The organism is Microbacterium sp. F1-18 (genome assembly GCF_052921305.1).
In genome coordinates, this window is the sequence record NZ_JBREVD010000006.1 from 44,771 (window position 1) to 68,072 (window position 23,302).

The window sequence follows — 23,302 nt, forward strand, 5'->3', positions numbered from 1 at the left end:
GGCATCCACCGCCGCCGTCTGAGGTGCCCGCCGGGCAGATCTGTCGTGCTGCCCGCGTGCGCGGATGCTAGGAATCGTGGGCGACACGCCGCGGCCGCGGCATCCGGGCCGGGGTGTCGGATCGGGTCCATTGCATCGCGGCACGCGGCACGCGGCACGCGGCACGCGGCACGCGCCGCGGCCGAGGGGAGTCAGGCGGCTTCGGCGGCTACGCGCATGCGTGAGAGGAAGTCGACGAGCACGGCGGCGGAGCCGGCGGGCATGTCGGCGATGACGTCCTCGACGCGGTGCTGCACGTCGGACCCGGACCGGCGCAGGCCCTCGACGGGGCGGTCGCCGAGCGTCACGAACACCTTGCGGCGGTCGGACGGATGCGGCTGGCGTCGCAGATACCCGGAACGCTCGAGGCGATCGAGCATGGCGGTCGTGCTCGCGGATGAGATCCCGAGCTCCTGCGTGATGTTCGAGGGGGTGAGGGTGATGTCGCAGTCCTGCGCCTCGATCAGCTTCTCGAGTGCGATGAGGTCGTTCTCGCAGACCAGCATCGAGTCGCGCAGCCGCAGCCGGATGGCTCCCTCCGCGGCCTCGTAGGCCCACAGCGCATCGAGGACTGCCGACGCCGACGATGTCTCACCCTGCAGTGTCATGACGACTCCCGTACTGATCGGCCTAGCGGCTCAGTCTGTCCGAGCGATCCGGCGAAGGGGAGCCCTTCCCGTGGGAGCGCTCACCTGGTATGGGCAGAGGAAGGTATGCCTCAGTGGACCGAGAACCCGCCGTCGACGGCGATCGCCTGACCGGTGACGTACGCCGAGCCCGGTCCGGCGAGGAAGATCGCTGCGGCAGCGAAATCGTCGGCCCGCCCGTTGCGTCCGACGAAGGTGCGGGCCGCGAGAGCGGTGACCACGTCGGGATCGCTCGCGAGCCGTTCGTTGAGCCGGGTGAGGACGAAGCCCGGGACCAGCACGTTCGACGTCACCCCGGATGCCGACCACGCCTCCGCCTGCGACCGGGCGAGGCCTTCGAGGGCGGCCTTCGACGCGCCGTAGGCACCGCTCGACGCGAACGCGCGGCTCGCCTGCTGCGAGCTGATCGAGATGATCCGGCCGTAACCGCGCTCGATCATCCCGGGCGCGAGCCGCTGGCCGAGGATGAAGGGCGCGTCGAGGTTGACCGCCATCGTGGCATCCCAGGACTGCTCGTCGAGTTCTGCCAGGGGAGGGCGGATGTTGATGCCCGCCGAGTTGACGAGGATGTCGATGTCGCCGGCCCGATCGGCGAGCTCGTGGCAGCCGGCGCGGGACGAGAGGTCGGCGACGATCCCCGCCGCGAGTCCGCCCTCCATGCGGATCTCTTCGACGGTCTCGTCGACGCGGTCCGATCCGCGTGCCGCGACGATGACCTCGGCGCCGGCCGCGGCCAACGCCCGGGCGATCCCGCGGCCGATGCCCGAGCTCCCGCCCGTCACGAGGGCGCGTCGGCCGGAGAGCCCGAAGAGACTGTGCAGATCCATCCCGCCAGCGTATTGACCGAAAGTCCGTTCGGATGAAGCGTCTAGCGACAATCGAAGATGTGTTCTATCCTCGTGTGTCATGACCGATACGACGAGCGCACACGACGTCACCCTCTGGCTCGTCGACGACATCCCCGCGCGGATGTTCTACGCGGGTCGGCGCTGGACCGTCAGCGACATCCCGACCCGCTTGCGCGACTCGGTGTGGTCGCTCGCCGCGGACGACGACCGGCGGCGCGGCCTCTACGGCTGGCGCTTTCAGGCCACCGACTCGGACGGTGAGGCGTTCGTCTTCGATGTGTACTGCGGTGAGGGCGGGTGGCACGTGCATCGCGCTTACGCCTGAGCCGCAGGGGCGGGTGGCGCCATCCTCGCCATCCTCGGGTCAGATGTCGCTGAGCTGCTCGAGGAATTCGTCGGCCATCGCGACCTGGCGCGTCAGTTTCTCGCGACGCTCGGCGGCGCCCGCGCGGATCGCGTCGAGGCGGTCGCGCAGTTCGGCGTCGCCGGGCGCGGCGGAGAGGGCTTCGACGACATCGAGCAGTTCCCGCATCTCGTCGAGGCTGTAACCGAGGGGCTTCATGCGCCGGATCAGCAGGATGCGGGCGATGTCGCCTTCGGTGTACAGGCGGAAGCCGCCCTCGGTGCGCGCGGATGGAGTGACGAGGCCGATCTCGTCGTAGTGCCGGAGCGTGCGGAACGACAGTTCGGTCCGTTCGGTCACCTCTCCGATGCGCATGGTGAACTCGTCGCGATTCGCCATCAAACCTCACGTTACGTTAGATTCTCGTCGGCGCATCGTGCGCCGCCCCCATTCTTCCCGCGCCCGGCAGTCGCCGCTGCGCGCGCCCATGCGATCGCCTGCCACCTCGGGTGAGGCACCGACCGAAAGGCACCGAGTGACCGCCGTCACCCCCGCCCGCGACAGCGCCGCGCGCTACCGCATCGAACCCACCGTCCTGCAGGCTCTGCGCAGCCCCCGGCTCCTGACCCGCGAGGTGTTGGCGGGACTCGTCGTCGCCCTCGCGCTCATTCCCGAGGCGATCGCGTTCTCGATCATCGCCGGAGTGGACCCCCGGGTCGGGCTCTTCTCGTCGTTCATCATGGCGGTCGCGATCGCCTTCCTCGGCGGCCGTCCGGCGATGATCACGGCCGCGACCGGTGCGATCGCCCTCGTCATCGCCCCGGTGGTGCGTGACCACGGCGTCGACTACCTCATCGCCACGGTCCTGCTCGGCGGCGCGATCCAGATCGTCCTGGCGGTGCTCGGAGTGGCGAAGCTCATGCGATTCATCCCGCGCTCGGTGATGGTGGGCTTCGTCAACGCGCTCGCGATCCTCATCTTCCTCGCGCAGCTTCCCCAGCTCTTCGGCGACGGCATCCCGTGGCTCGTCTGGCCGCTCGTCGCCGCGGGGCTCGTCATCCTCGTCGTGTTGCCGCGGCTGACGAAGGTGATCCCGGCGCCGCTCGTCACGATCGTGCTGCTCACCGCGGCGGTCGTGGCGTTCGGCTGGCAGGTGCCGACGGTCGGCGACCAGGGGGAGCTGCCGTCGAGCCTGCCCGCGCTCTTCGTGCCCGAGGTCCCGCTGACGCTCGACACGCTGCGCATCATCGCTCCTTATGCGCTCGCGATGGCGGTCGTGGGGCTGCTCGAATCGCTCATGACGGCCAAGCTCGTCGACGACATCACCGACACCCGCTCGCGCAAGACGCGCGAGGCTCTCGGCCAGGGTGCCGCGAACATCCTCTCCGGCGCGTTCGGCGGCATGGGCGGGTGCGCCATGATCGGCCAGACGATGATCAACGTGAAGGCGTCGGGGGCGCGCACGCGCATCTCGACCTTCCTCGCCGGTGTCTTCCTCCTGATCCTCGTGCTCGTCCTGGGCGACGTCGTCGCGATCATGCCGATGGCTGCGCTCGTGGCGGTCATGATCATGGTCACGGTGGCGACCTTCGACTGGCACAGCATCCGGCCCGCGACCCTCCGGCGGATGCCGAAGAGCGAGACAGCCGTCATGGTCATCACGGTCGTCGCCACGGTGTGGACCCACAACCTCGCCGTCGGCGTCATCCTCGGCGTCATCGCTGCGATGGTGATGTTCGCCCGTCGCGTCGCGCACTTCGTCACGGTCACCCGAACCGTCACCTCGGACGAGGGCGAGCCGGTAGCACGTTACGACGTCGACGGCGAACTCTTCTTCGCCTCGAGCAACGACCTGACCACGCAGTTCGCCCACACCGACGACCCCGCGCGCATCATCATCGACATGAGTCGGTCGCACGTCTGGGACGCCTCGACGGTCGCCGCGCTCGACGCGGTCGTGAACAAGTACGAGCGGCACGGCAAGACCGTGACGATCGAGGGGCTCAACGCCACGGCATCCGCTCTGCACGGACGCCTCACCGGCAACGTCGGCGCGTCCTGATCGAGCGGGCCGGGGTGCGGAATCCGGTCGCGGCCGCCGATCAGAACGTGGTGAACGACACGAACGACGGCGGACCGAAGCGGCCCGTGGCGGGATCGATGTATCGCACCGCGAGCGTCACCGGGCCGGGCGATGGCACCATGTATCGCCCCACGAAGATCCCGTCGGCGTCGAGGCGCATCTGCTCGCCGCGCCAGGGCGCGGCGTCGCCGACACGGGCGCGCTGGACGACCAGGTTCGGCTGACCCGTCACGCCGATGTCGAACCCGGATGCCGGCACCGACGAGCTCGCGAGGGGAGCGGTGAACGTCGGTGGCGGCGACACCGTCACAGCGGCGGGCGGGCAGAGCGACGAGAGCTGCCCGTCGACGCGCTGCCGTGCCGACAGCGCATGCCGGCCCGGGGGCAGGTAGGCCGCGGCATCCGTCTGGTCGCGTCCGCCCGAGAGGTCGGATGCCGTCCACGCGCCGTCGGCGTCTGCCTCGGTGCGGGCCCAGACCGTGCCGTTCTCGTCGATGACCTCGACGACCGCGCCGGGGGTCGCCGTGCCCGAGATCAGCGGGTAGACGCTCGGCCCGGCGCTGCTGTCGACCGTCATCGTCGGCGCGGCGGGCGCGGTGACGACGGGCGGCTGCGAGGTGCCGGGAGTCGGGGTGGGGTTCGGCGTCGGGGTGGGGGTCGGGGTGTGCTCCGAGGTGCCGGTATCGACGGGAGAGTTCGGTGAAGCCGTAGCGTCTGCCTGCGGTCGAGGCGAGCTCGGGACCGAGGGAGCGTTCGGCGCGGGGATGAGGCGAGGGCTGGGCGCAGAGCGCTCGTGCGCGTCAGGGGTCGCGTCGCGCGGCGGCTGCGCAGGCGGTTCGGCGACCGGGGGCGCCTCGGAGGTCGGGCTCTCAGACACAGCGCCGGCCGCGCGCGCGTCGGACGATGTGCGGTGCAGGTGCGGCTCTGACTCGGTCGCCCGCGGGGGAGCGGTCGTCGATTCGGTGAGCGGCAGCGTGACGGCGATCGCCGTTCCCGCCGCGGCGACGGCAGCGACGACGACGAACAGGGGACGACGCCATCCCGACCGCGTGGCGGATCGTGCGGCTCGTCGTGAGGTCGGTGCGCCCGTGGTGGTGCCGCGCGGGGTGCCGGTGGTGATGCCGGCGCCGGTGCCGCCGGTCGCGCCCGTCGCGCCTGCGGGGCCGAGGGCGAAGGTCGCGACCTGTGCAGCACCCGACTGCGTCCACGCCGTGTACGACGCGGCAGCCGGGATGCCGACCACGAGGGGAACGAGCACGAGCGCCAGCCGCGATGAGACGTCGCGTGCCTCGACCCAGGCGAGCGCGCATCCCTCGCACGTCGAGAGGTGCTGCTCGACGCGCCGCGTGTCGCGCCGCGACAGGCCCGATCGCGAATGCGCCCCGAGCAGTTCGAGGGTCTCGCGGCACTCCTCGTTGTCGGCGCGGCGGAGCTGCGCCGACACCCACGCATCGCGGAAACCGCGCCGTGCGCGCACGACAAGAGCGGATGCTGCGTTCGGGGCGAGACCGAGCAGCGGTGCGAACTGGCGCGGCTTCAGACCGTCGACCTCGCTGTACCAGAGGGCTTCCTGCCAGCGGGTGGGGAGGGTCGCGAACGCCGACGCGACAGCGCTCGAGTCGAAGCCCGCGATCGTCGACCATTCGGCGTCGGGAGCCGTCTCGTCGGCGGCATCCTCCAGGTCGGTGGCGTACACCTGCTGCTGCTGCGCGCCCCACTTGTGGGCGACGTTGCGGACCGACGTCAACAGGTACGGTCGGAACCCCATCGAAGGCCCGCCACCGCGCCGGATGGCAGACAGGATGCGGGCGAACGCCTCAGCGACGACATCATCGGGATCGAGCGACGAGTATGCGCGAGCGACGGCGTGAGCGGCGGCCGAGTGGCGCAGCCAGAGCTCGCCGTAGGCGCGTTCATCATGATTCCGGGCGCGCTCGACGAGCTCGTCATCGGACGCTGCGGCGGTCGGTGTGCGCGGCTCGCCGTCGTCGGGAGACGCCAGTCTCAGGCGGTGCGATCCGGCGCTCATGATGACGTGAGGGGGTCGGCGGATGGTCCCGCGCCCAGCCGAGCGAACGGGTCGGATCGTTCGGCATCGCCGATCGCCTCGACGTTGCGCAGATGACGGGTGAGAGCCGCGTAGACCTCGGGTGAGAAGCCGTCGCAGGCGAGAGTGGCGATCACCGCGTCGCCGCGCGACTTGTCGGTGATGAGAATGAGGCGGGCCGTGGCGCTGTCGCCGTCCGCAGCGCGCGACGAGCACACGAACCCGACATCGCGGCGATGCCACGAGTGTTCGCGGGTGCTCGACCAACCCCAAGTGACCCGCACGGTCGCGCCGCTGATCTCGACCGTGGCCGGGCGGATCGCTCCGGCAGGAGTGCTGCTTCGGCGGGTTCGTATGCGACCGATCGGACACGCGGCTGACCGGAAGGTGATCGTGCTCAGACATGCCGCGGACGGGGTCCGGGGATAGTGGTGCGTAGGGGTGTGGGGCTGGTCGGGGGAGTGGTTCAGCTGGTGCCGGCGGTTGCGGGCGCCGGTGCGGGCGCGGTCGCCGGCGCGTCGGAAGGAGGGCCGGGTCCGGGTCCGGCTTCTCGTCGCCGGAGGCGCCGGGAGCGTGTTCGTCGCAGCGTGCATGCTGATGAGACACCGGCGATGGCGAATCGTGACGCGAAAAGGCGGAATTCCTTGCCGGGCGAGATCGGGTGCGGGGTGGGTTTCGCGGGGTGGGGGTCGCGGGGTGGGGGTCGCGGGATGGTGAGGGTGGGATGGCGCCCTGGTGGGACCATTGGTTCCTCCCCACGTGGCGCCGTTCGCTGACTTTTGTGATCGAACAGAGATTCGATAGCTATGTCGTACCTCGCTGCCACAATGGGAACATGGCAGCGAACTACAGGAGCGGCGAGGTGCGATGCGGTGACTCCGCGCCCCCACAGGTGCTCGCGTTCGCGAGGTACGCGGAAGCGCTCGATCTCTCGCATGCCGCGGATGTTGCGCGGATGCGTGCGTTGGCTGACCTGGGGCGGTCGGCGTTGCGGGAGGCCCGGCGAGACGGGGTGCGGGGCTTGGCGTCCGACATGGAGCTGCGATCGGTCGCGGCTGAAGCGGCGGGGATGGCGCGGTTGACGGATCGGCGGTTGCAGGGCGAGATCGACCATGCGATGACCGTCATCGATGACTACCCGGCCGTGTTCGCGGCGTGGGTGGAGCGGCGGATCGAACGCGGACACGTCGATGTGGTCGTGAAGGCCGGGGCGGGGCTGCCGGACGAGGTGCGCGGTGAGTTCGCGGAGGCTGCGATCGGCGTGTGCGAGCGGGATGTGCCCTCACGCGTACGGGGCGCGCTGGACGCGTTGGCGGCGCGGGTGCACCCGCGATCGTTCACGGAGCGGCATACGGCTGCGGCGGCGGAGCGGTGCGTGCGGGTGTCCCACGGGGCCGACGGGATGTCGAACCTCGTCGCCAACCTTCCCACCGTCATCGCTGCGGGGATGCTTGACCGGCTGACGCAGATGGGGCAGTCCGTCAAGGACGCCCGGGCGGAGGGTGCGGATGCTGCGGGGGCTGGCGGTTCGGGCGCGGATGCCGCGGGCGGTGCGGGTTCGGAGGTTGTGCCGGATGCGAGGACGATGGATCAGTTGCGGGCTGACATCCTCGGCGACCTCGTCCTCAGCGGAGCACCCGTGGTCGATCCGACCTACGGGACAGACCGGGCCGGTGGGCTCGGGGCGATCCGCGCACGCGTCCAGGTCGCCGTCACCGCGCAGACCCTGACCGGCGACGACGAGCACCCGGCCGAGGCCGTGGGCGCCGGGTTGATCGATGCCGACACCGCCCGCCAGCTCGCCGCGCAGGTCTCCGAATGGGATCGATTGTTCATCGACTCCGTCACCCGCACCCCGGTTGAGATCGACACGTACCGGCCCACCGTCGCGATGAAGAAACTCCTCACCGCCCGAGACCAGCACTGCAGGTTCCCCGGATGCCGCAGAGCCGCGATCCGGTGCGAACTCGACCACACCATCGACTACGCCCTCGGCGGCCACACCCACATCTACAACCTCGCCCACCTGTGCCAGCGGCACCATTCGATGAAGCAATTCACGAGATGGGACGTGCGGCAGATCGGCGGCGGGGTCCTCGAATGGACCTCGCCCCTGGGGTGGGTCTACCGCGAAGACGTACCGACGCCGGCCGTGTGCTTCACCGCCAACGCCGCCGACCCAACACCGGACGGCCGACCCGCTGATACACCGCCAGCCGGATCACCACCACCCTTCTGACCCGACGGGCCGGCGTCCGGGGTTCGATGTTGCCGCGCGATGCTCCCTCCTCTTACTCCTGGCATCCGCGCGCGACGCGACGATCTCGAGAAGTCGCGTCACGATGCGGGCCTCGCGGCGTCCCTCATATGACGATGCGACGACCGCATCGCGTGATCCAGACACTCCGGAGACCCATCGTGACGATCGAGCGCCGCGCCATCCCGCATCCCAGCCGCACCCACGAGCTGCGGGCCACCGCGCATCGCGTCGTCGCGGGCAGTCTGCCCGGCGCCCGGCCCGGGCGACCCACCCAGGTCGACCTGGCGCGGCTGCGCACGCTCGACGTCGGCGCGACGCCGCAACTGTGGACCGAGTCGAACGTGCACCTGCTCGAAGGGATGCTCATCGCCCGCGTGCGACTCGACGACCTCGACGGCGCGCTCGCCCTCGTCGACGGCCACTTCACCGAGGGGCGTCTGCGGGCCCGCGCCGTGCTGGGGCTCGATGCGCTGGGATCGCTGTTCGCGGCGGTGGCCGAGGTGTACGCGGCGGCAGGACGCCCGCGCGATGCCGGCCTCTACGCATCGCGAGCGCTCACCTTCGCCGACAGCCACGCCGTGCGTTACCGCGCCGCGGCCGTGCAGACCCTGGTCTTCGCGGTGAACGGCGAGTTCGACGCCGCGGCGAGATCCCGCAATATGTGCGCCGAGCTGGGGCGCGCGAACCGCTGGAACGCCGCCGACACCGACTACGCCCTCGCCCTCGCCGACATCCTGCTGGCAGCCGGCGCATTCGACGCGGCACGCGTCTCGCGCGCCGCCGCAGCGCTACGATCGCGCGCTCCCCGTGACCCTTACGCGCAGCACGCGGCCGCGACGGCGGACGCCCTCGCCCTCGTCATCCTCGGCGACCTCACCGCAGGCGCCGCCGGCCTGCGAACGGCGCTCGGCGGCGCCTGGGCGCACCTCAGCCACCGGCTGATCCGTGAGCTGGCGCTCTCCGCCCTCGCGGACGCGACCCTGGCCCAAGGCGCCGCCCGCCGTGCACTGTCCCTGCTCGACGGCCCCACGTCAACACCGAGCCACACCGTGTGCTTCGAGGCGCAGCGCGCGGCCGCCCATCTCGCGCTCGGCGACGAACGCGCCGCACTCGAGGTCACCGACGCTTGCCTCGCGCTCGGAGCCGAGCACTGCCCGCGCACCCTCGCCATCGTCCTGGTGCGCCGCGCCGTGGCGCGAGACCGCCTCGAGCAGCCCGACGCCGCCGACGCCCTGTTCGACGAGGCCTGCGGCCTCGCCCTGCACACCGGCGACCTCATCGCGCCGTTCGTCACGATCCCGCACGCGCAGCTCGCCCCGTTGGAGAACCGACTCCGCGACCGGCGCCCCGATCTCGCCGCACGCATCAGCGCGGCCATCGAGCCCCTGCGGCTTCGCGACTCCCGCCCGCCGAGGCAGGCTCTTCCCGCGCTCACCCCCCGCGAACGATCCGTGGCCATGGCGCTGCGCGACGACAAGACGTACGCCGGACTCGCGCACCAGTTCACCGTCTCGATCAACACGATCAAGTCGCAGCTGCGCTCGCTCTACGCCAAGTTGGGCGTCTCGAGCCGCAGCGAGGCGGTCAGCATGCTCGAACGGCACGGGTTCTTCTTCTGAGCCCGGCCCACGCCGGATGATAGCCGCCGCCCCCGCGCGCCCCACCGCCACCTAAGCTTTGCCCGTGGGCAGATTCTTCTACGACAACGCGGCCAACTTCGTCGAGATCGACGATCGGGCGCTCGCGCACCTCCGGCTGGTCCTGATGACCAAGCTGCGGCGCGGCGAACCGCTGATGTTCGAGACGACCTCGCCCCACGGCACGAGCCGCCGCGACTTCTGGCTGCACCCCACGATCTCGGTGCAGTTCCAGTTCGCCGGCAGCCGGCAGCCGCAGATCAACCCGAAGTGGATCGACGCCCTCATGGAATCGGCCAACAGTGCCGACGGCCTGCGGATGGTGCCCGAACCCCAGGGCTGATGTCCGCTGGCTTAAGCGGCGCTTACGTTACAGTGCCAATCTCAGACTCCATCGAGTCCTTGCTCCGGGTTGCCGCCCGTTCCGGGGACCATCGGGTCAGAGAGCAGTGGGGCGGGAGATGCAGGACGCTGGGCAGGGTCGGAACCTCGACCCCGAATGGTGGGCGACGGGGGTCGCCGGGGGGAACGTACCCGGCGGACGCCTGCGCGGCGACAGTCGCACGGTGCAAGCCGGCGACGTCTTCGTCGCGCTCGGCCGCGACGAGCGGGTGCGCGAGCACATCACGCAGGCTCTCGAACGCGGCGCGGCCCTCGTCCTGACCGACGCGAGCGTCACCCACGTCGACGACCGCGTGCGCGGCATCCCGCACCTGACGACTGTCATCGGGCGCCTGGCCGACCAGTACACCGGACACCCGTCCGCGAACATGACCCTCGTGGGGGTGACCGGCACGAACGGCAAGACGTCGACGGTGCAGCTGCTCGCGCAGAGCTGGCAGATCCTCGGTCATCGCGCGGCCACGATCGGCACGCTCGGCGCCGGCCTGTTCGGCGCCCTCGCCAAGACCTCGCTCACCACTCCGTCGGTGGTCGACATGCACGAACTCCTCGCCGACATCCGTCACGCGGGCGCCGACGCGGTCGCGATCGAGCTGAGCTCGCACGCGCTCACGCAGGGGAGGGTCGACGGATGCCATTTCGACATCGCCGCGTTCACCAACCTCACCCGCGACCACCTCGACTACCACGAGTCGATGGAGGCTTACGGGCAGGCCAAGCAGCGGATCTTCCACCTGCCCGGCGTCCGGGCCGCGGTCCGCAACCTCGACGACCCGTACGTCGCGGGCATCGCACTGCCGACCGGGCTGACGGATGTCGGCGTGTCGACCGTCGGGGCGCCGACGGCGACCATTCGCGCCGACAACATCCGGGTGCGCCCCGACGGCGCCGACTTCATCCTGACGATCGACGGTGAGAGCTACGACGTCGCCTCACCGCTCATCGGCCGGTTCAACGTCGACAACCTCGCGATGACGGCTGGCGTCCTCCACGCGCAAGGCACCGCGCCCGACGCGATCGCGGCAGCGGTGCGCGCCATCCGCCGGGTTCCCGGCCGCATGCAGGTCGTCTCGCCCGGGGTCGGTCCGCACGTCGTGGTCGACTATGCCCACACGCCCGACGCGCTGCGCCAGGCGCTCATCGCCCTCTCGAGCGGTCCCGGACGACTGAGCGTGGTGTTCGGCTGCACGGGCGACCGCGATCGCGGCAAACGACCCGAGATGGCGGTCATCGCCGAAGAGATCGCCCAGACGATCATCGTCACCGACGACGACATCCATCACGAGGACGGCGACGCGATCGTCGCCGACATCCTCGCCGGATTCCGCTCGCTCGAGAACGTTCGCGTCATCCGCGACCGCGCCTCGGCGATCGCGGAAGCGGTGGCCGCAGCAGCACCCGACGACACGATCCTCATCGCCGGCAAGGGGCACGAATCGGTGCAGATCATCGGCGACGACGCCGTCGCATCCGACGACGTCTCGATCGCCGCCGGCGCGCTGCGGACCTGGCGCGAGCGGCATGCGCTGCTGCCCGACGCGCGGTAGTTCGATCCAGCACCGCGTCCAGCCGGAAACGGCGGGCGTTTTCATTCGGGTTATGGCAAGATTCGACGTGATGAGCGACGATATCCACCGCGTCCCCGTGCGGACGAAGACTCTCCTCGAGGAGTGGGTCGCCGAGTTCCTCGAGCAGGGGAAGGCGCCCGGCGTCTCGGTCAAGGTCGCCATTCAAGACGGGTCGGACGGGCTCGACACCGGGCTCGTCATCGTGCACCTCGAGAATGCGCCTGCCGACGTCTACATGCAGCCGCGGGCCATCGACGACCCCGAATGGGAAGCGACGCTCACCGCCCGCTCCGACGACCTCACCCTCACGCCGTACCAGATGGCTGGTCTCGCCGCAGAGGTCGCCTTCGCGGGAAACCTCTGCACCTTCCTGCAGTTCAAGTCGATCGAATGGGACCGCATGTCGGGCATGCGCTGAGCGCGCCCGGACCGTTCCCCTGCACCGTCCCCTAGACCATTCCTCGCGGCCTGGCAACGGCTGCGCTCTCGCTCGCGCACGTGCCGACAATGGTCGCGATCGCGAGCTTCCACCGTGGATGCCTCGGTGGAAGGAGATCGTCATGGTCGCATCGAGCGGGCGCGGAGTCGCCGTCGTCACCGGAGGAAGCGCGGGCCTGGGGCGGGCGATCGTCCGCGAGCTCGCGCGCCGTGGCTGGGACGTCGCAGTCCTGGCGCGCGGCCGTGACGGCCTCGACGGCGCCGTCGCCGACATCGAGGCCTCCGGACGCCGCGCGCTCGCGGTGTCGGTCGACGTCGCCGACGCGGATGCCGTCGACCGCGCGGCAGCCGATGTCGAGGAGAGCCTCGGACCGATCGACCTGTGGGTCAACAACGTCATGTCGGGGGCGATCGCCACCTTCCTCGACACGACGCCGGGTGACTTCGACCGCGCCACGGCGGTGACCTACCTCGGCGCCGTCAACGGCACGCGGTCGGCGCTCCGGCGGATGCGCGACCGCGACCACGGTCACATCATCCAGATCGGGTCGGCGCTCGCCCACCGCGGCATCCCCCTGCAAGCCGCCTACTGCGGTGCGAAGCACGCGATCCACGGATTCACGGATGCCGTCGTGTCCGAGCTCACCCACGAGAAGAGCCGCGTCGCCGTCTCGATCGTCGACATGCCCGCCCTCAACACGACCCAGTTCGGCTGGGTGAAGTCGAACTTCGCGCAGCATCCGCAGCCGGTGCCGCCCATCTTCCAGCCCGAGGTCGGAGCGCGGGCCGTCGCTGACGTCGCCGACCGGCCGCGCCGGCGGACATGGGTGGGGGAATCGACCGTCGGTCTCATCCTCGGCACGCGCGTCGCGGGCCGCTTCCTCGACTGGTACCTCGCCAAGAACGCGTGGGAAGGCCAGTTCGCCCCCGGGTCGGACGCACCCGCGACACCGCCGAACCTGTATGAGCCGGTGCCGGGCGACCATGGTGCGCACGGCGCATTCGACGACCGGGCGCGGGGCGAGAGCCTGCAGACCTGGGCCATCCGTCATCGCGCGCCGCTGTACGCCGCAGCGTCGGCGGCGGCGTCCGCGGCGGTCGTGGGGGTCATCGCCGGAGCGAGGTCGCTACTGCAGCGTCGTTGACGCTCCGCCGAACCCGGGGCCGCGCCCGTTGACTAATTCGGTTAAGTCGGGTTCTCTGGCACGCGTCGGCACCGTGCCGACGACAGCGAACTCAATGAGGAGCATCATGTCGAGGACCCCCCGCCCCGCCCGCCGTTCCGCCGCGCTCGCCGCGCTCGCGGCGGCCGCGCTGGCCACAGCCGCATTCGCGCCCGGTACCGCCGTGTCGGCCGCGTCGGCCGCGTCGACCGACCCGCTGACCGTTGCGTACGTCGAGGTCAACAGCAACGAGCTCCGGACCGTCGGCGACTACGAGCTGGCCGACGGCTCGAACGCGTTCGACGTCGCGATCATCTTCGCCGCGAACATCAACCACGACGGTACCGGGGCCGTGCTGCACCTGAACGATCAGGTGACAGCCACCCTCGAGGATGCCGACACGCAGATCCGGCCCCTGCAGGACAAGGGCATCAAGGTCACCCTGTCGCTGCTCGGCAACCATCAGGCTGCCGGCTTCGCCAACTTCCCGTCGCAGGCCGCCGCCGCGGCCTTCGCCGACCAGGTCGCCGCCGTGGTCGAGCAGTACGGTCTCGACGGCGTCGACATCGACGACGAGTGGGTCACGTACGGCTCGAACGGCGTGCCGGCGGCGAACGCCGACTCCGCTCGGTGGCTCGTCGACGCGCTCGATGCGAAGCTGCCGGCCGGCAGCATCATCTCGCTCTACGACATCGGCGCCGCGGCCGCGAGCCTGAAGTCCGCTCCGGCATCGGTGCTCGACAAGCTCGACTACATCTGGAACCCCTATTACGGGCAGTACAACATCCCCGCCTACCCGGGGGTCGGCAAGGACCGCCTCGGTCCCGCCGCGATCGACCTGACGCAGACGTCGGCGACGACGGCGGCGAACCTCGCCCGCCGTACCGTGGACGAGGGGTACGGCGTCTACGTCACCTACAACCTGACCGCGGGCGACCGCAGCTCGTACGTGTCGTCGTTCACGCGCCAGCTCTCGGGTCAGGAAGCGGTCTACGTCGGCTGATGGTCGACATTCCTACGCGGGGTCAGCGCGTCCGCCGCGCCGTCCCCGCCTTCGCACCCGCCGACACCGCCGAATCCGACCGGCGTCGCTGCTTCCGGATCGACGTCGGTGCCGGCCCGTCCGTGACCGACCTGCCCGCTGCGAACGAGCAGCCCGACCTGCGCGGGCGCCGTGTCGCGGCGGGGGAACAGCTCACCGTCGACGTGTTCCCCGTCGCGGCGGAGTCCCGTGAGGGGATGCCTGACGATCGCTACGCGGCGACCGCCGTGGCCGTCGACCTCGTGTTCGATGACGGCACCACCCTCTCGGGGGCCGGCGCGCGAGACCAGTACGGCGACGCCGTCGACCCCGGCGCGCAGGCACGCTCGAAGCGCCTCTGGGTCGATCAGTGGAACCGCCGCACCGTCGACCTCTCGCCCGTCGTCGGGCGTCGGATCGCGGGCGTGCGCGTCGTTGTCGGCCCGGGTCGGGGCGGGCGCATCGTGTTCGTCGCCCCACCCGTCATCGAGCCCGTGCCGCACCGCCCGGAGCACCTGATGGGATGGGCCGACACCCGCCGCGGAACCCGGGGATCGGATCGCTTCTCGCGCGGGAACACCGCGCCCATCGTGACCCTGCCCCACGGCGGCGTGTTCGCGCTGCCGATGACCGATGCCTCGGCGGGCAACTGGCCCTATCGCTACCAGGTCGACCGCCCGGCGATCCAGGCGTTCGCGACGAGTCATATCCCGAGTCCGTGGATCGGCGACCGTGGTGTGTTCGAGCTCATGCCGAGCCCGAACGAGAGGCCCCAGCGCGACCGTCGGAAGCGGGCGCGCCGATTCGCCAGGGCCGGCGAACACGCATCCCCGCACGAGTACCGGGTCGAGCTCGACGGAGTCTCGGTGCTGCTGACCGCGGCCCGCCATGCCGTGGGCATGCGGTTCCGCTCGCACTCGGACAAGCTGTCGGTCGTCGTCGATCACCTGGGCGAAGCGGTCTCGGCCGCGTGGGCGGAACACGACGGGGCACTGCACCTCGATGTCCACCTCCGCGACGGCGGCGGTCGCCCCGACCACCATGTGCACGCCGTGCTGCCGGGGGTTCGCCGCCACGACCTCGCGCTCTCACGCGGCTCGCTGCGCGGCGCGATCGTCTTCGAGCGACCCGCCGTCGACATCGTCGTGGGGATGTCGACGATCGACGCCGCTCAAGCGGCCGAGAACGCCCGTGCCGCCGACGGTGTCGACGACATGCGCGCCGCGGCCGAGGCGGCGTGGCGCGGGGTGTTCGAACGGTTCGAGATCTCAGCGCCGGGCGCCGTCTCGGACGACACCCTCCGCTCGATAGCCGGATCGCTCGCCCGCGTCTTCAGCTACCCGAACGCCCACGACGAGCCGTCGCCCGACGGCCTCCGTTACCGCAGCCCGGTGGACGGTGTCGTGCGATCGGGCAGGTACTCGTCGAACAATGGTTTCTGGGACACCTACCGCACCGCCTGGCCGCTCCTCGGGCTCCTCGCCCCGCGCACCGCCGCGGCCCTCGCCGACGGCTTCGTGCAGCACTTCCGCGACGCCGGATGGGTCGCCAGGTGGAGCGCGCCGGAGCCGGTCGATTCGATGACCGGCACGACCAGCGACACGGTCTTCGCGGGGCTCGAGGCACTCGGGGTCGCGATCGACACGCGGCAGGCCTACCGATCGGCCCTGCGGCACGCGACCGTGCCCGCCGCGGATCCGCGGGTCGGCCGCAAGGGGCTCCGCCCCGCGATCTTCCGTGGCTTCACCGACACCGACACGCACGAGGGCATGTCGTGGACGCTCGACAACGCGATCAACGATGCTGCCGCTGCCCGCCTCGCCCGCGCGTTGCTCCGGAAGGAGACGGATGCCGCCGAGCGCGACCGACTCGCCGCGGAGGCCGACTACCTCGCGCGCCGCGCGCTCGCCTACCGTTCGGTGTTCCGTCCCGGCCTCCGCCGGCACGGCGACCACGACCTCGGCTTCTTCCTGGGGCGACGCCCGGACGGCGAGTGGCGCGTGGGCGCGGACGAGTTCGACCCCGCCGAGTGGGGGTACGACTACACCGAGACCAACGCGTGGGGCACGATGTTCACTGCGCCGCACGACGGGGCGGGGCTCGCCGCGCTGCACGGGGGCGAGCAGGCGCTCGGCGCCGCTCTCGACGCCTTCTTCGCCACGCCCGAGACGGCCGCCCCCGACCTCGTCGGCTCGTACGGGTTCGTCATCCACGAGATGAGCGAGGCGCGCGACGTTCGCATGGGCATGCTGGGGCTGTCGAACCAGCCCGCGCACCACATCCCGTTCATGTACTGCTTCGCGGGGCGACACGACGACGCCCACCGGATCGTCGTCGAGGCCCGCGACCGCCTGTTCGCCGGTTCGGACATCGGGCAGGGGTACCCCGGCGACGAGGACAACGGCGAGATGTCGGCGTGGTACCTCTTCGCCGTGCTCGGCCTCTATCCGCTCGTGCCCGGCACGGGCGAGTTCGTGCTGACGCCGCCGCTGCTACCCCGCGTCGTGCTGCATCCGGAGGGGCGTGAGCGCCCCCTCGAGATCATCACGACCGGCGCCGGGCGGCCGTACATCCGAGAGGTGCGCATCGACGGGCGGGTGTGGGAGCGCATCGCGGTGCCCGCGGATGTCGTCCGTCGAGCCGAACTCATCGAGGTGGAGCTCTCGGACGAACCAGCGGGGTGGGCGAAGACGACACGGCCCACATCCTTCAGCGTCGAGTTCGACGCACCGCCGCTCGTCGACCTGCTCGAGGTCGTGCCGCGATCGGTCACCGACGACATCGGCGAGAGCGTCCTGTGCCTCGAACCCGGCGACGCCGTCGACCTCCCGCTGCGCGCTTCGTCGAGCATCGGGCTCTACACGGTCACGCTCGCGGGGCGGCCCGCGCCGCTGCCGGTGAGGTGTCCCGACCCGGGCTCGCCCGCAGCGGTCACGACGGTGTCCTGGCGACTGCGCGGGCGCACCCCGTCGGGGGAGTGGTTCGACCTCGACGAACGCGTCGACGAACCTTCTGGTGAAGAACTCCACATCGCGTCGCAGACCCGGCCGTTCGCTACGCGGGGTGGGGTCCCTGACATCGCATGGGTGCGTTTCGAAGCGGTGACCCGGATCGATCTCGCTCAGCTGGAGGTCTTCGCCGGGCCGGTGCTCTCGCGCGCGGACAACGCGGGCGGGGCCGCGGCGACGGATGCCACCGGGCCGTCCGACCCGATGACATCCATCAAGGTCCGCGCGGCGAGCTCCCCGAGCGCATAGGTGTCGCGCGTGAGCGCCGTGATCGAGGGGCGCACGAGTCTCATCGCGATCGAGTCGTCGAAGCTCGCGACCGAGACGTCGCCGGGGATCGAGACACCGAGCTCCTGGGCGACCCGCAGACCCGCGAGCGCCAAGACGTCGTTGTCGTAGACGATCGCGGTCGGTCGGTCACCGCCGGCGAGCAACGAGTGGGTGGCCTCAGCCGACTGCTCGGCGGAGTAGTCCGTCGCCACGGAGAGCGGCGCCGGGGCGTCGTAGCGCCGAGCGCACTCGCTCAGGGCAGACCGGCGCAGCTCGGTGTGCTCGAAGTCGAGCGGCCCCGTCACGTGCGCGACGCGACGGTGCCCGAGGTCGAAGAGCGTCTCGAAGAGTGCCGTGGCCACGGCGTGGTCGTCGATCCAGACGCTCGGGATCGCCGCATCGATGCTCGGGTGGCTGCCGATCTGCACCGCCGGCAGGTCGAGTTCGGCCAGGAGCGCGATGCGCGCGTCGTCGCGGCGCGGGTCGACGACGATCACCCCGTCGACGCGCTGCGTCGCCTGCCACGTGCTGTAGGCGGCGAGCTCCTCCTCGAGTGACGAGACGACGAGGGTCTGCAGGCCGGTGTGGGTCTCCGACAGTCCCGCCTGGATGCCGGCCATGAGTTCGGGGAAGAACGCTTCGGTGCCGAGGGTCCGCGCGGGGCGGTTGATGACGAGCCCGATGACGTCGACGCGCGAGCGCCCGAGCGCGAGCGCCGCGGAGTTGGGTCGGTACCGAAGCTCGGCGGCCACGGCGAGCACGCGTTCGCGCAGCTCGACGCTCACCCCGGGACGGTCGTTGAGCGCGAACGACACGGCCGCTTTCGAGACACCGAGCCGCCGGGCGATGTCGGCGATGGTCGCCCGTTTGCGCGGTGTGGTCATCGGTTTCTCCTCGCGAGCTGAACCGGATAAGTGATCCTTGACTTACTCGGTTTAGTTGCTCAGGCTATACCCCGTCGCACCGTTTGCATACGAAGGAGTTGCACACCATGAGGAACTCGCGAACCCCCGCTTTGGCAGGGCTCGGACTGCTCGCCGCCACCGCGCTTCTGGCCGGGTGCTCGAGCGGGCCCGGAGCCGGCTCCGACCCCGACGGCGAGGTCGCGGGATCGATCCGGTTCCAGACCTGGTCGCTCACGCCCACCTATGCCGAGTACCTCGACGGCGTCATCGACGCCTTCGAGGAGAAGTACCCCGATGTCACCGTCGAACTTCTCGACCAGCCCGGCGACGGGTACTCCGAGAAGGTGCTGTCGCAGGCGTCGACGAACACGCTTCCCGACGTCGTGAACCTCCCGCCCGACTTCGCCCTTCCTCTCGCCCGGCAGAACCTGCTCTACGACGTCAGCAAGGCCACCGACCTCGAGTCGACCTACTTCGCGGGCTCGGTCGACGCCTACCGCTTCGACGGCGTCGAAGGCGTGTACGGCTATCCCTGGTACCTCGGCACCGACGTCAACTACTGGAACTCCACCCAGCTCGACGCGTGCGGCCTCGACTCGGCGAACCCGCCGAAGACGACCGACGAGCTCTTCGCGCAGGCAGCGACGATGGCGGATGCCTGCCCCGACGATTTCCTGATCAGCCGGGTGCCCGGCATCGGCGACTTCACGCTCGAGGGCATCGACATCCTCAACGACGACGGCACCGAGTTCGTGTTCAACACCCCCGAGGCGGCCGCGCTCGTCGATCGCTACGCGGAGGCCTACGCGAACGGCGAGATGCCGCCGACCGTGCTGAACGCCGACTACCTCGGGAACGCGCAGCTGTTCACGCAGGGCAAGGTCGCGTGGACGACCGGCGGCGCGACCGCCATCGATTCGTTCGAGGAGAACAACCCGAGTCTGAAGGGCAACGTCGCCATCACCCCCGCCCTGAACATCTCGCCGCTGTACGTGCAGGGCGTGAGCGTGGCTGCGAGCAGCGAGAACCTGGCCGCAGCGCTCGCCTTCGCCGAATTCGTCACCAACGCCGAGAACCAGAACGCCTTCGCCCACATCGCGAACGTCTTCCCCTCGACCCAGGGGTCCGACGCCGACCCCTACTTCACCGACGACGACGGCACCCCGTCGGCGAAGGCGCGCATCACCGGCTTCGAGTCGCTGAAGACCGCCGAGGTGCTCACCCCCTACTCGGTCAACGGGGCGATGAACGACTACCTGAACCAGCAGATCGCCCTGGCCATCCGCGGTGACATCTCGGGCCAGGAAGCGCTCGACAAGTCGGTCGAGAAGCTCAACGACCTGCTGGCACGGCAGTAAGGCCGGCCATGACCCTCACCAACCTCCCCGCGGCCGGGCTCGCCCCGGTCGCGGGGGCGCCCGCCGCCACCGCGGCACGACGGCGCCGTCCCGTCGGGCACGGCCCCGCGAACGCGACCCGTTCGTGGACGCCGTGGCTCTTCCTCGCCCCGGCCCTGCTGTGGCTGGCGGTGTTCTCGATCTGGCCTTCGCTCAACACCATCCGTATGGCGTTCACGAACGCCAAGCCGCTCGGGGGCAACGAGCAATACGTCGGCTTCCGGAACTTCGAGCTGATCCTCCGCGACGACCAGGTCATGGGCGCGCTGCTGAACAGCGTCGTGTTCATGCTCGTGTGCCTGCCGCTGCTGACGATCCTCCCGCTGCTCATCGCACTCCTGGTCGAGAAGAAGCTCCCCGGCATCGCCTTCTTCCGCACGGCGTTCTACACGCCCGTCATCGCCTCCGCCGTCGTCGTGGCCCTCATCTGGACCTTCATGCTCGACGACCGGGGGCTGGTGAACGGCCTCGCGCAGGCGATGTCGATCATCCAGCAGCCGCTGCCCTTCCTCACCGACCGCTGGCTCATCATCCTCAGCGCCGTGAGCCTGACGGTGTGGAAGGGTCTCGGCTTCTACATGATCATCTACCTCGCCGCCCTCGGAAACGTCAGCCGCGACCTGCACGAGGCCGCCGCGATGGACGGCGCCGGCGCGGTGCGACGCTTCTTCTCCGTCACCCTGCCCGCCGTCCGCGGAGCGATGTTCCTCATCGCCGTGCTGGTGTGCATCGCCGCTCTCCGCGTCTTCAGCGAGGTGTTCATCATGACCGGGGGCACGGGCGGCGCCGGCGGTGAGGCGATGACGATGGTCATGCTCATCCAGCAGTACTCCCGCGGGTTCTCGGGCGACCTCGGCTACGCCAGCGCGCTCAGCATCCTCATGTTCTTCGTCACGCTCGTACCGATGCTCGTCCTCGCCAAGATCAACAGCCGGAGCAGCGAATGAGCGCCACCGCCACCCGCGAGCGGGTCGAACCCCGCCGACGTCGCCGCGGCGGGTTCGGCTCGATGCGGCCGGGCGAGATCGTCGCCCGGTACGGGCTGCTCGTCCTCGTGCTCTTCATCAGCATCGGCCCGTTCTTGTGGCAACTCTCGACATCGCTGAAGAGCACGAGCGAAGACATCTACACCCGCATCCCGCAGCTGTGGCCGAGCCAGCCCACGCTCGACAACTACACCCGCGTCATGGATGCGATCCCGGTGTGGCAGTTCATCGGGAACTCGTTGTTCGTCGCGGTCTTCGCCGTGGGCGGCAACGTCGTGTTCTCGACCCTCGCCGGCTTCGCTCTGTCGCGCCTGCGGTTCCGGGGACGCAAGATCGTCATCGGCCTGTTCCTCGCGACGCTGATCCTGCCGGGCGAGGCGACGATCATCGCCAACTTCGTCACGATCCGCAACCTCGGCCTCGCCGACACCCTGCTCGGTGTCGCGCTGCCCGGCATGGTCGCCACCCTCAACGTGCTGCTGATGTACAACGCGTTCCGGGTGCTGCCCGAAGAGATCGACCAGGCGGCGATCATCGACGGCGCCAACGCCCTGCAGCGGTTCTGGAGCGTGTCGCTCCCGTCGGTGAAGGGAACGGTCGCCGTCATCGCGATCTTCAGCTTCATCGGCGCCTGGGACGACTTCCTGTGGCCGCTCATCGTGCTGACGAGCCCCGACCAGTTCACCCTCACGATCGGCCTGCAATACCTGTCGGGCACGTTCTCCAACGATCAGCGCATGATCGCCGCGGGCTCGATGATCGCCTTCGTCCCGATCGCGATCGTCTTCGCGGTGCTGCAGCGTCACTTCTTCAAGGGTGTCGAGGAGGGCGGGGTCAAGGGCTGAGCCCCACCCCCGCTTCCTCGCGTCGCCCCCTTCTCCGCCCCGTCGTCCCCGACCCCGGAAGGCCCCATGACCTCCCCGATCGACCCCGTGATGAGATTCGGCGTGAACTACACGCCCCGCGCCGGCTGGTTCCATGCGTGGCTCGACCTCGACCTCGACGAGGTGCGCCGCGACTTCGAGGCGGTCGCCGGGCTCGAGGCCGACCATGTGCGCCTCTTCCCGCTGTGGCACCTCGTGCAGCCGAACCGCGGACTGCTCCGGCCCGCGGCCCTCGCCGACATCGGCGCGGTGGTGGATGCTGCGGCCGAGTTCGACCTCGATGTCAACGTCGACGCGCTGCAGGGGCACCTGTCGAGCTTCGACTTCCTGCCCGCGTGGGTCACGACGTGGCACGAGCGCAACATCTTCACCGACCCCGTGGCCCTCGCGGGCGAGGAGGCGTACCTGCGCGCCCTCGGAGAGGTGCTGCGGCCGCGCCCCAACGTCTTGGGGCTGACCCTCGGCAACGAGGTCAACCAGTTCGCCGCGAGGCCGCACCCGCACCCGCATCCGATCGACGAAGCGCAGGCCGAGGAGTGGCTCGTGCGTCTCCTCGGCGTCGCACGCGAGAGCGCACCCGGCCTCATCACGCACGCCGCCTACGACGCGACCTGGTACGACGAGCGTCAACCCTTCCTGCCGTCTCACGCCGCCGAGCACGGCGACCAGACCGTCGTGCACTCCTGGGTCTTCAACGGCGCGGCCCAGCGTCACGGCGGCCTCGGCGCCGGATCGGTGCGGCACGCCGAGTACCTCGTGCAGCTTGCGGCCGCGTGGCACGCTCTCGCCGATCGCCCGGTCTGGCTCCAGGAGGTCGGCGTGCCCGTCACCGTCGTCGATCGCGGCGACGCGGCCGACTTCCTCGAACAGACGGTGCGTCGCGCCGCCGACGTCCCCGTGCTCTCCGCCGTCACGTGGTGGTGCTCCCACGACGTCGCCCGCTCCCTGCTCGACTTCCCGCCGGTCGAGTACGACCTCGGACTGATCGACGAGGACGGCGCCGTCAAACCGACCGGTCGCCGGTTCGCCGAGCTGGCGCGCGAACTGCGCGGCGCACCCCGCCCGGCGGCATCCCCCGTCGGCCTGGTACTCGACGACTCCCGCCCCTACCGCGCCGACTGTGCACCGGGCGGCGCATTCTTCGAAGCCTGGGTGCGCGCCGCCGAACGCGATGGCCGCGGCCCGCAGGTCGTCCTCGCCTCGCGGCAGACGGATGCCGCGCTGCTCGCCGCACGAGGGATCTCGAGGATGGAGCGAGTGGATGCCGCCGACCGAGGCGCACCCACCCCCGTCCTCGGCGGTGGCGCCGCCGCCACCCTGCCCTGACCCGACCCGGCCCGACCCGACCCGACCCGA

The 23,302-nt window shown here is 70.5% G+C and carries 19 protein-coding genes and 1 pseudogene; 14 read left to right on the forward strand and 6 right to left on the reverse strand.

The window, feature by feature from the left end:
- Nucleotides 1-191 precede the first annotated feature (191 nt).
- Together ACU6RU_RS15260 and ACU6RU_RS15265 are read right to left on the reverse strand one after the other, a co-directional pair.
- The gene (locus ACU6RU_RS15260; protein WP_446726982.1) at nucleotides 192-647 is read right to left on the reverse strand and encodes a MarR family winged helix-turn-helix transcriptional regulator; all 456 of its coding nucleotides are present in this window, start codon (nucleotides 645-647) and stop codon (nucleotides 192-194) included.
- A gap of 110 nt (nucleotides 648-757) precedes the next feature.
- Nucleotides 758-1,513, reverse strand: a complete 756-nt coding sequence (locus ACU6RU_RS15265; protein WP_446726983.1) for an SDR family NAD(P)-dependent oxidoreductase — start codon at nucleotides 1,511-1,513, stop codon at nucleotides 758-760.
- Nucleotides 1,514-1,592: 79 nt separating this feature from the next.
- On the opposite strand from ACU6RU_RS15265, the gene ACU6RU_RS15270 reads away from it, so the two are divergent.
- Nucleotides 1,593-1,859, forward strand: a complete 267-nt coding sequence (locus ACU6RU_RS15270; RefSeq protein ID WP_120265233.1) for a hypothetical protein — start codon at nucleotides 1,593-1,595, stop codon at nucleotides 1,857-1,859.
- Nucleotides 1,860-1,898: 39 nt separating this feature from the next.
- Here the strand turns inward: ACU6RU_RS15270 and ACU6RU_RS15275 are convergent, their stop codons facing one another.
- Complete coding sequence (locus ACU6RU_RS15275) at nucleotides 1,899-2,276, reverse strand: MerR family transcriptional regulator (RefSeq protein ID WP_446726984.1); 378 nt, start codon at nucleotides 2,274-2,276, stop codon at nucleotides 1,899-1,901.
- 88 nt (nucleotides 2,277-2,364) lie between these two features.
- Between ACU6RU_RS15275 and ACU6RU_RS15280 the strand changes: the two genes are divergently transcribed.
- The gene (locus ACU6RU_RS15280; protein WP_446726985.1) at nucleotides 2,365-3,939 is read left to right on the forward strand and encodes a SulP family inorganic anion transporter; all 1,575 of its coding nucleotides are present in this window, start codon (nucleotides 2,365-2,367) and stop codon (nucleotides 3,937-3,939) included.
- Nucleotides 3,940-3,979: 40 nt separating this feature from the next.
- Here the strand turns inward: ACU6RU_RS15280 and ACU6RU_RS15285 are convergent, their stop codons facing one another.
- Nucleotides 3,980-5,989, reverse strand: a complete 2,010-nt coding sequence (locus tag ACU6RU_RS15285; protein ID WP_446726986.1) for a sigma-70 family RNA polymerase sigma factor — start codon at nucleotides 5,987-5,989, stop codon at nucleotides 3,980-3,982.
- Nucleotides 5,986-6,291: a hypothetical protein gene (locus tag ACU6RU_RS15290; protein ID WP_446726987.1), complete on the reverse strand. Its 306-nt coding sequence runs from the start codon at nucleotides 6,289-6,291 to the stop codon at nucleotides 5,986-5,988. Before ACU6RU_RS15290 ends, ACU6RU_RS15285 begins: the two co-directional genes overlap by 4 nt.
- Before the next feature lie 551 nt (nucleotides 6,292-6,842).
- On the opposite strand from ACU6RU_RS15290, the gene ACU6RU_RS15295 reads away from it, so the two are divergent.
- From ACU6RU_RS15295 to ACU6RU_RS15330, 8 genes and pseudogenes are all read left to right on the forward strand, one after another.
- Nucleotides 6,843-8,246 carry a DUF222 domain-containing protein gene (locus tag ACU6RU_RS15295; protein WP_446726988.1) on the forward strand — a complete coding sequence of 468 codons (1,404 nt, stop codon included), beginning with the start codon at nucleotides 6,843-6,845 and terminating at the stop codon, nucleotides 8,244-8,246.
- A 179-nt stretch (nucleotides 8,247-8,425) separates the two neighbouring features.
- On the forward strand, nucleotides 8,426-9,886 hold the full coding sequence (locus ACU6RU_RS15300) for a response regulator transcription factor (protein WP_446726989.1): 1,461 nt from the start codon (nucleotides 8,426-8,428) through the stop codon (nucleotides 9,884-9,886).
- 64 nt (nucleotides 9,887-9,950) lie between these two features.
- On the forward strand, nucleotides 9,951-10,247 hold the full coding sequence (locus tag ACU6RU_RS15305) for a DUF7882 family protein (RefSeq protein WP_120265238.1): 297 nt from the start codon (nucleotides 9,951-9,953) through the stop codon (nucleotides 10,245-10,247).
- A gap of 118 nt (nucleotides 10,248-10,365) precedes the next feature.
- Nucleotides 10,366-11,853, forward strand: coding sequence for a UDP-N-acetylmuramoyl-L-alanyl-D-glutamate--2,6-diaminopimelate ligase (locus ACU6RU_RS15310; RefSeq protein WP_446726990.1), 1,488 nt, complete (start codon nucleotides 10,366-10,368; stop codon nucleotides 11,851-11,853).
- A 70-nt stretch (nucleotides 11,854-11,923) separates the two neighbouring features.
- Nucleotides 11,924-12,292, forward strand: a complete 369-nt coding sequence (locus tag ACU6RU_RS15315; RefSeq protein WP_147374451.1) for a hypothetical protein — start codon at nucleotides 11,924-11,926, stop codon at nucleotides 12,290-12,292.
- A gap of 142 nt (nucleotides 12,293-12,434) precedes the next feature.
- Nucleotides 12,435-13,457: an SDR family oxidoreductase gene (locus ACU6RU_RS15320; protein ID WP_446726991.1), complete on the forward strand. Its 1,023-nt coding sequence runs from the start codon at nucleotides 12,435-12,437 to the stop codon at nucleotides 13,455-13,457.
- Nucleotides 13,458-13,563: 106 nt separating this feature from the next.
- Nucleotides 13,564-14,478, forward strand: a complete 915-nt coding sequence (locus tag ACU6RU_RS15325) for an endo-beta-N-acetylglucosaminidase H (RefSeq protein WP_289330205.1) — start codon at nucleotides 13,564-13,566, stop codon at nucleotides 14,476-14,478.
- A 536-nt stretch (nucleotides 14,479-15,014) separates the two neighbouring features.
- A pseudogene (locus ACU6RU_RS15330) lies at nucleotides 15,015-17,150 on the forward strand (glycoside hydrolase domain-containing protein); the annotation flags it as partial.
- 467 nt (nucleotides 17,151-17,617) lie between these two features.
- Here ACU6RU_RS15330 and ACU6RU_RS15335 read toward each other — a convergent pair.
- Nucleotides 17,618-18,658: a LacI family DNA-binding transcriptional regulator gene (locus tag ACU6RU_RS15335; RefSeq protein WP_289330204.1), complete on the reverse strand. Its 1,041-nt coding sequence runs from the start codon at nucleotides 18,656-18,658 to the stop codon at nucleotides 17,618-17,620.
- Between the two features lie 107 nt (nucleotides 18,659-18,765).
- Between ACU6RU_RS15335 and ACU6RU_RS15340 the strand changes: the two genes are divergently transcribed.
- The 4 genes from ACU6RU_RS15340 to ACU6RU_RS15355 all read left to right on the forward strand — a co-directional run bounded on the left by ACU6RU_RS15340 (nucleotide 18,766) and on the right by ACU6RU_RS15355 (nucleotide 23,272).
- Nucleotides 18,766-20,037: an ABC transporter substrate-binding protein gene (locus tag ACU6RU_RS15340; RefSeq protein WP_289330203.1), complete on the forward strand. Its 1,272-nt coding sequence runs from the start codon at nucleotides 18,766-18,768 to the stop codon at nucleotides 20,035-20,037.
- A gap of 8 nt (nucleotides 20,038-20,045) precedes the next feature.
- Nucleotides 20,046-21,023, forward strand: a complete 978-nt coding sequence (locus ACU6RU_RS15345) for a carbohydrate ABC transporter permease (RefSeq protein WP_289330202.1) — start codon at nucleotides 20,046-20,048, stop codon at nucleotides 21,021-21,023.
- Nucleotides 21,020-21,907, forward strand: a complete 888-nt coding sequence (locus ACU6RU_RS15350) for a carbohydrate ABC transporter permease (RefSeq protein ID WP_289330201.1) — start codon at nucleotides 21,020-21,022, stop codon at nucleotides 21,905-21,907. The genes ACU6RU_RS15345 and ACU6RU_RS15350 overlap by 4 nt, the downstream gene beginning before the upstream one ends.
- Before the next feature lie 66 nt (nucleotides 21,908-21,973).
- Nucleotides 21,974-23,272 carry a glycoside hydrolase 5 family protein gene (locus ACU6RU_RS15355; RefSeq protein WP_289330200.1) on the forward strand — a complete coding sequence of 433 codons (1,299 nt, stop codon included), beginning with the start codon at nucleotides 21,974-21,976 and terminating at the stop codon, nucleotides 23,270-23,272.
- Nucleotides 23,273-23,302: the final 30 nt, after the last annotated feature.

What these genes read in the sequence shown, in the direction of transcription:
- ACU6RU_RS15260 (WP_446726982.1), bottom strand. Translation starts at nt 647, where the DNA reads ATGACACTGCAGGGTGAGACATCGTCGGCGTCGGCAGTCCTCGATGCG.
- ACU6RU_RS15265 (WP_446726983.1), bottom strand. Translation starts at nt 1,513, where the DNA reads ATGGATCTGCACAGTCTCTTCGGGCTCTCCGGCCGACGCGCCCTCGTG.
- ACU6RU_RS15270 (WP_120265233.1), top strand. Translation starts at nt 1,593, where the DNA reads ATGACCGATACGACGAGCGCACACGACGTCACCCTCTGGCTCGTCGAC.
- ACU6RU_RS15275 (WP_446726984.1), bottom strand. Translation starts at nt 2,276, where the DNA reads ATGGCGAATCGCGACGAGTTCACCATGCGCATCGGAGAGGTGACCGAA.
- ACU6RU_RS15280 (WP_446726985.1), top strand. Translation starts at nt 2,365, where the DNA reads ATGCGATCGCCTGCCACCTCGGGTGAGGCACCGACCGAAAGGCACCGA.
- ACU6RU_RS15285 (WP_446726986.1), bottom strand. Translation starts at nt 5,989, where the DNA reads ATGAGCGCCGGATCGCACCGCCTGAGACTGGCGTCTCCCGACGACGGC.
- ACU6RU_RS15295 (WP_446726988.1), top strand. Translation starts at nt 6,843, where the DNA reads ATGGCAGCGAACTACAGGAGCGGCGAGGTGCGATGCGGTGACTCCGCG.
- ACU6RU_RS15310 (WP_446726990.1), top strand. Translation starts at nt 10,366, where the DNA reads ATGCAGGACGCTGGGCAGGGTCGGAACCTCGACCCCGAATGGTGGGCG.
- ACU6RU_RS15315 (WP_147374451.1), top strand. Translation starts at nt 11,924, where the DNA reads ATGAGCGACGATATCCACCGCGTCCCCGTGCGGACGAAGACTCTCCTC.
- ACU6RU_RS15320 (WP_446726991.1), top strand. Translation starts at nt 12,435, where the DNA reads ATGGTCGCATCGAGCGGGCGCGGAGTCGCCGTCGTCACCGGAGGAAGC.
- ACU6RU_RS15325 (WP_289330205.1), top strand. Translation starts at nt 13,564, where the DNA reads ATGTCGAGGACCCCCCGCCCCGCCCGCCGTTCCGCCGCGCTCGCCGCG.
- ACU6RU_RS15335 (WP_289330204.1), bottom strand. Translation starts at nt 18,658, where the DNA reads ATGACCACACCGCGCAAACGGGCGACCATCGCCGACATCGCCCGGCGG.
- ACU6RU_RS15340 (WP_289330203.1), top strand. Translation starts at nt 18,766, where the DNA reads ATGAGGAACTCGCGAACCCCCGCTTTGGCAGGGCTCGGACTGCTCGCC.
- ACU6RU_RS15345 (WP_289330202.1), top strand. Translation starts at nt 20,046, where the DNA reads ATGACCCTCACCAACCTCCCCGCGGCCGGGCTCGCCCCGGTCGCGGGG.
- ACU6RU_RS15350 (WP_289330201.1), top strand. Translation starts at nt 21,020, where the DNA reads ATGAGCGCCACCGCCACCCGCGAGCGGGTCGAACCCCGCCGACGTCGC.
- ACU6RU_RS15355 (WP_289330200.1), top strand. Translation starts at nt 21,974, where the DNA reads ATGACCTCCCCGATCGACCCCGTGATGAGATTCGGCGTGAACTACACG.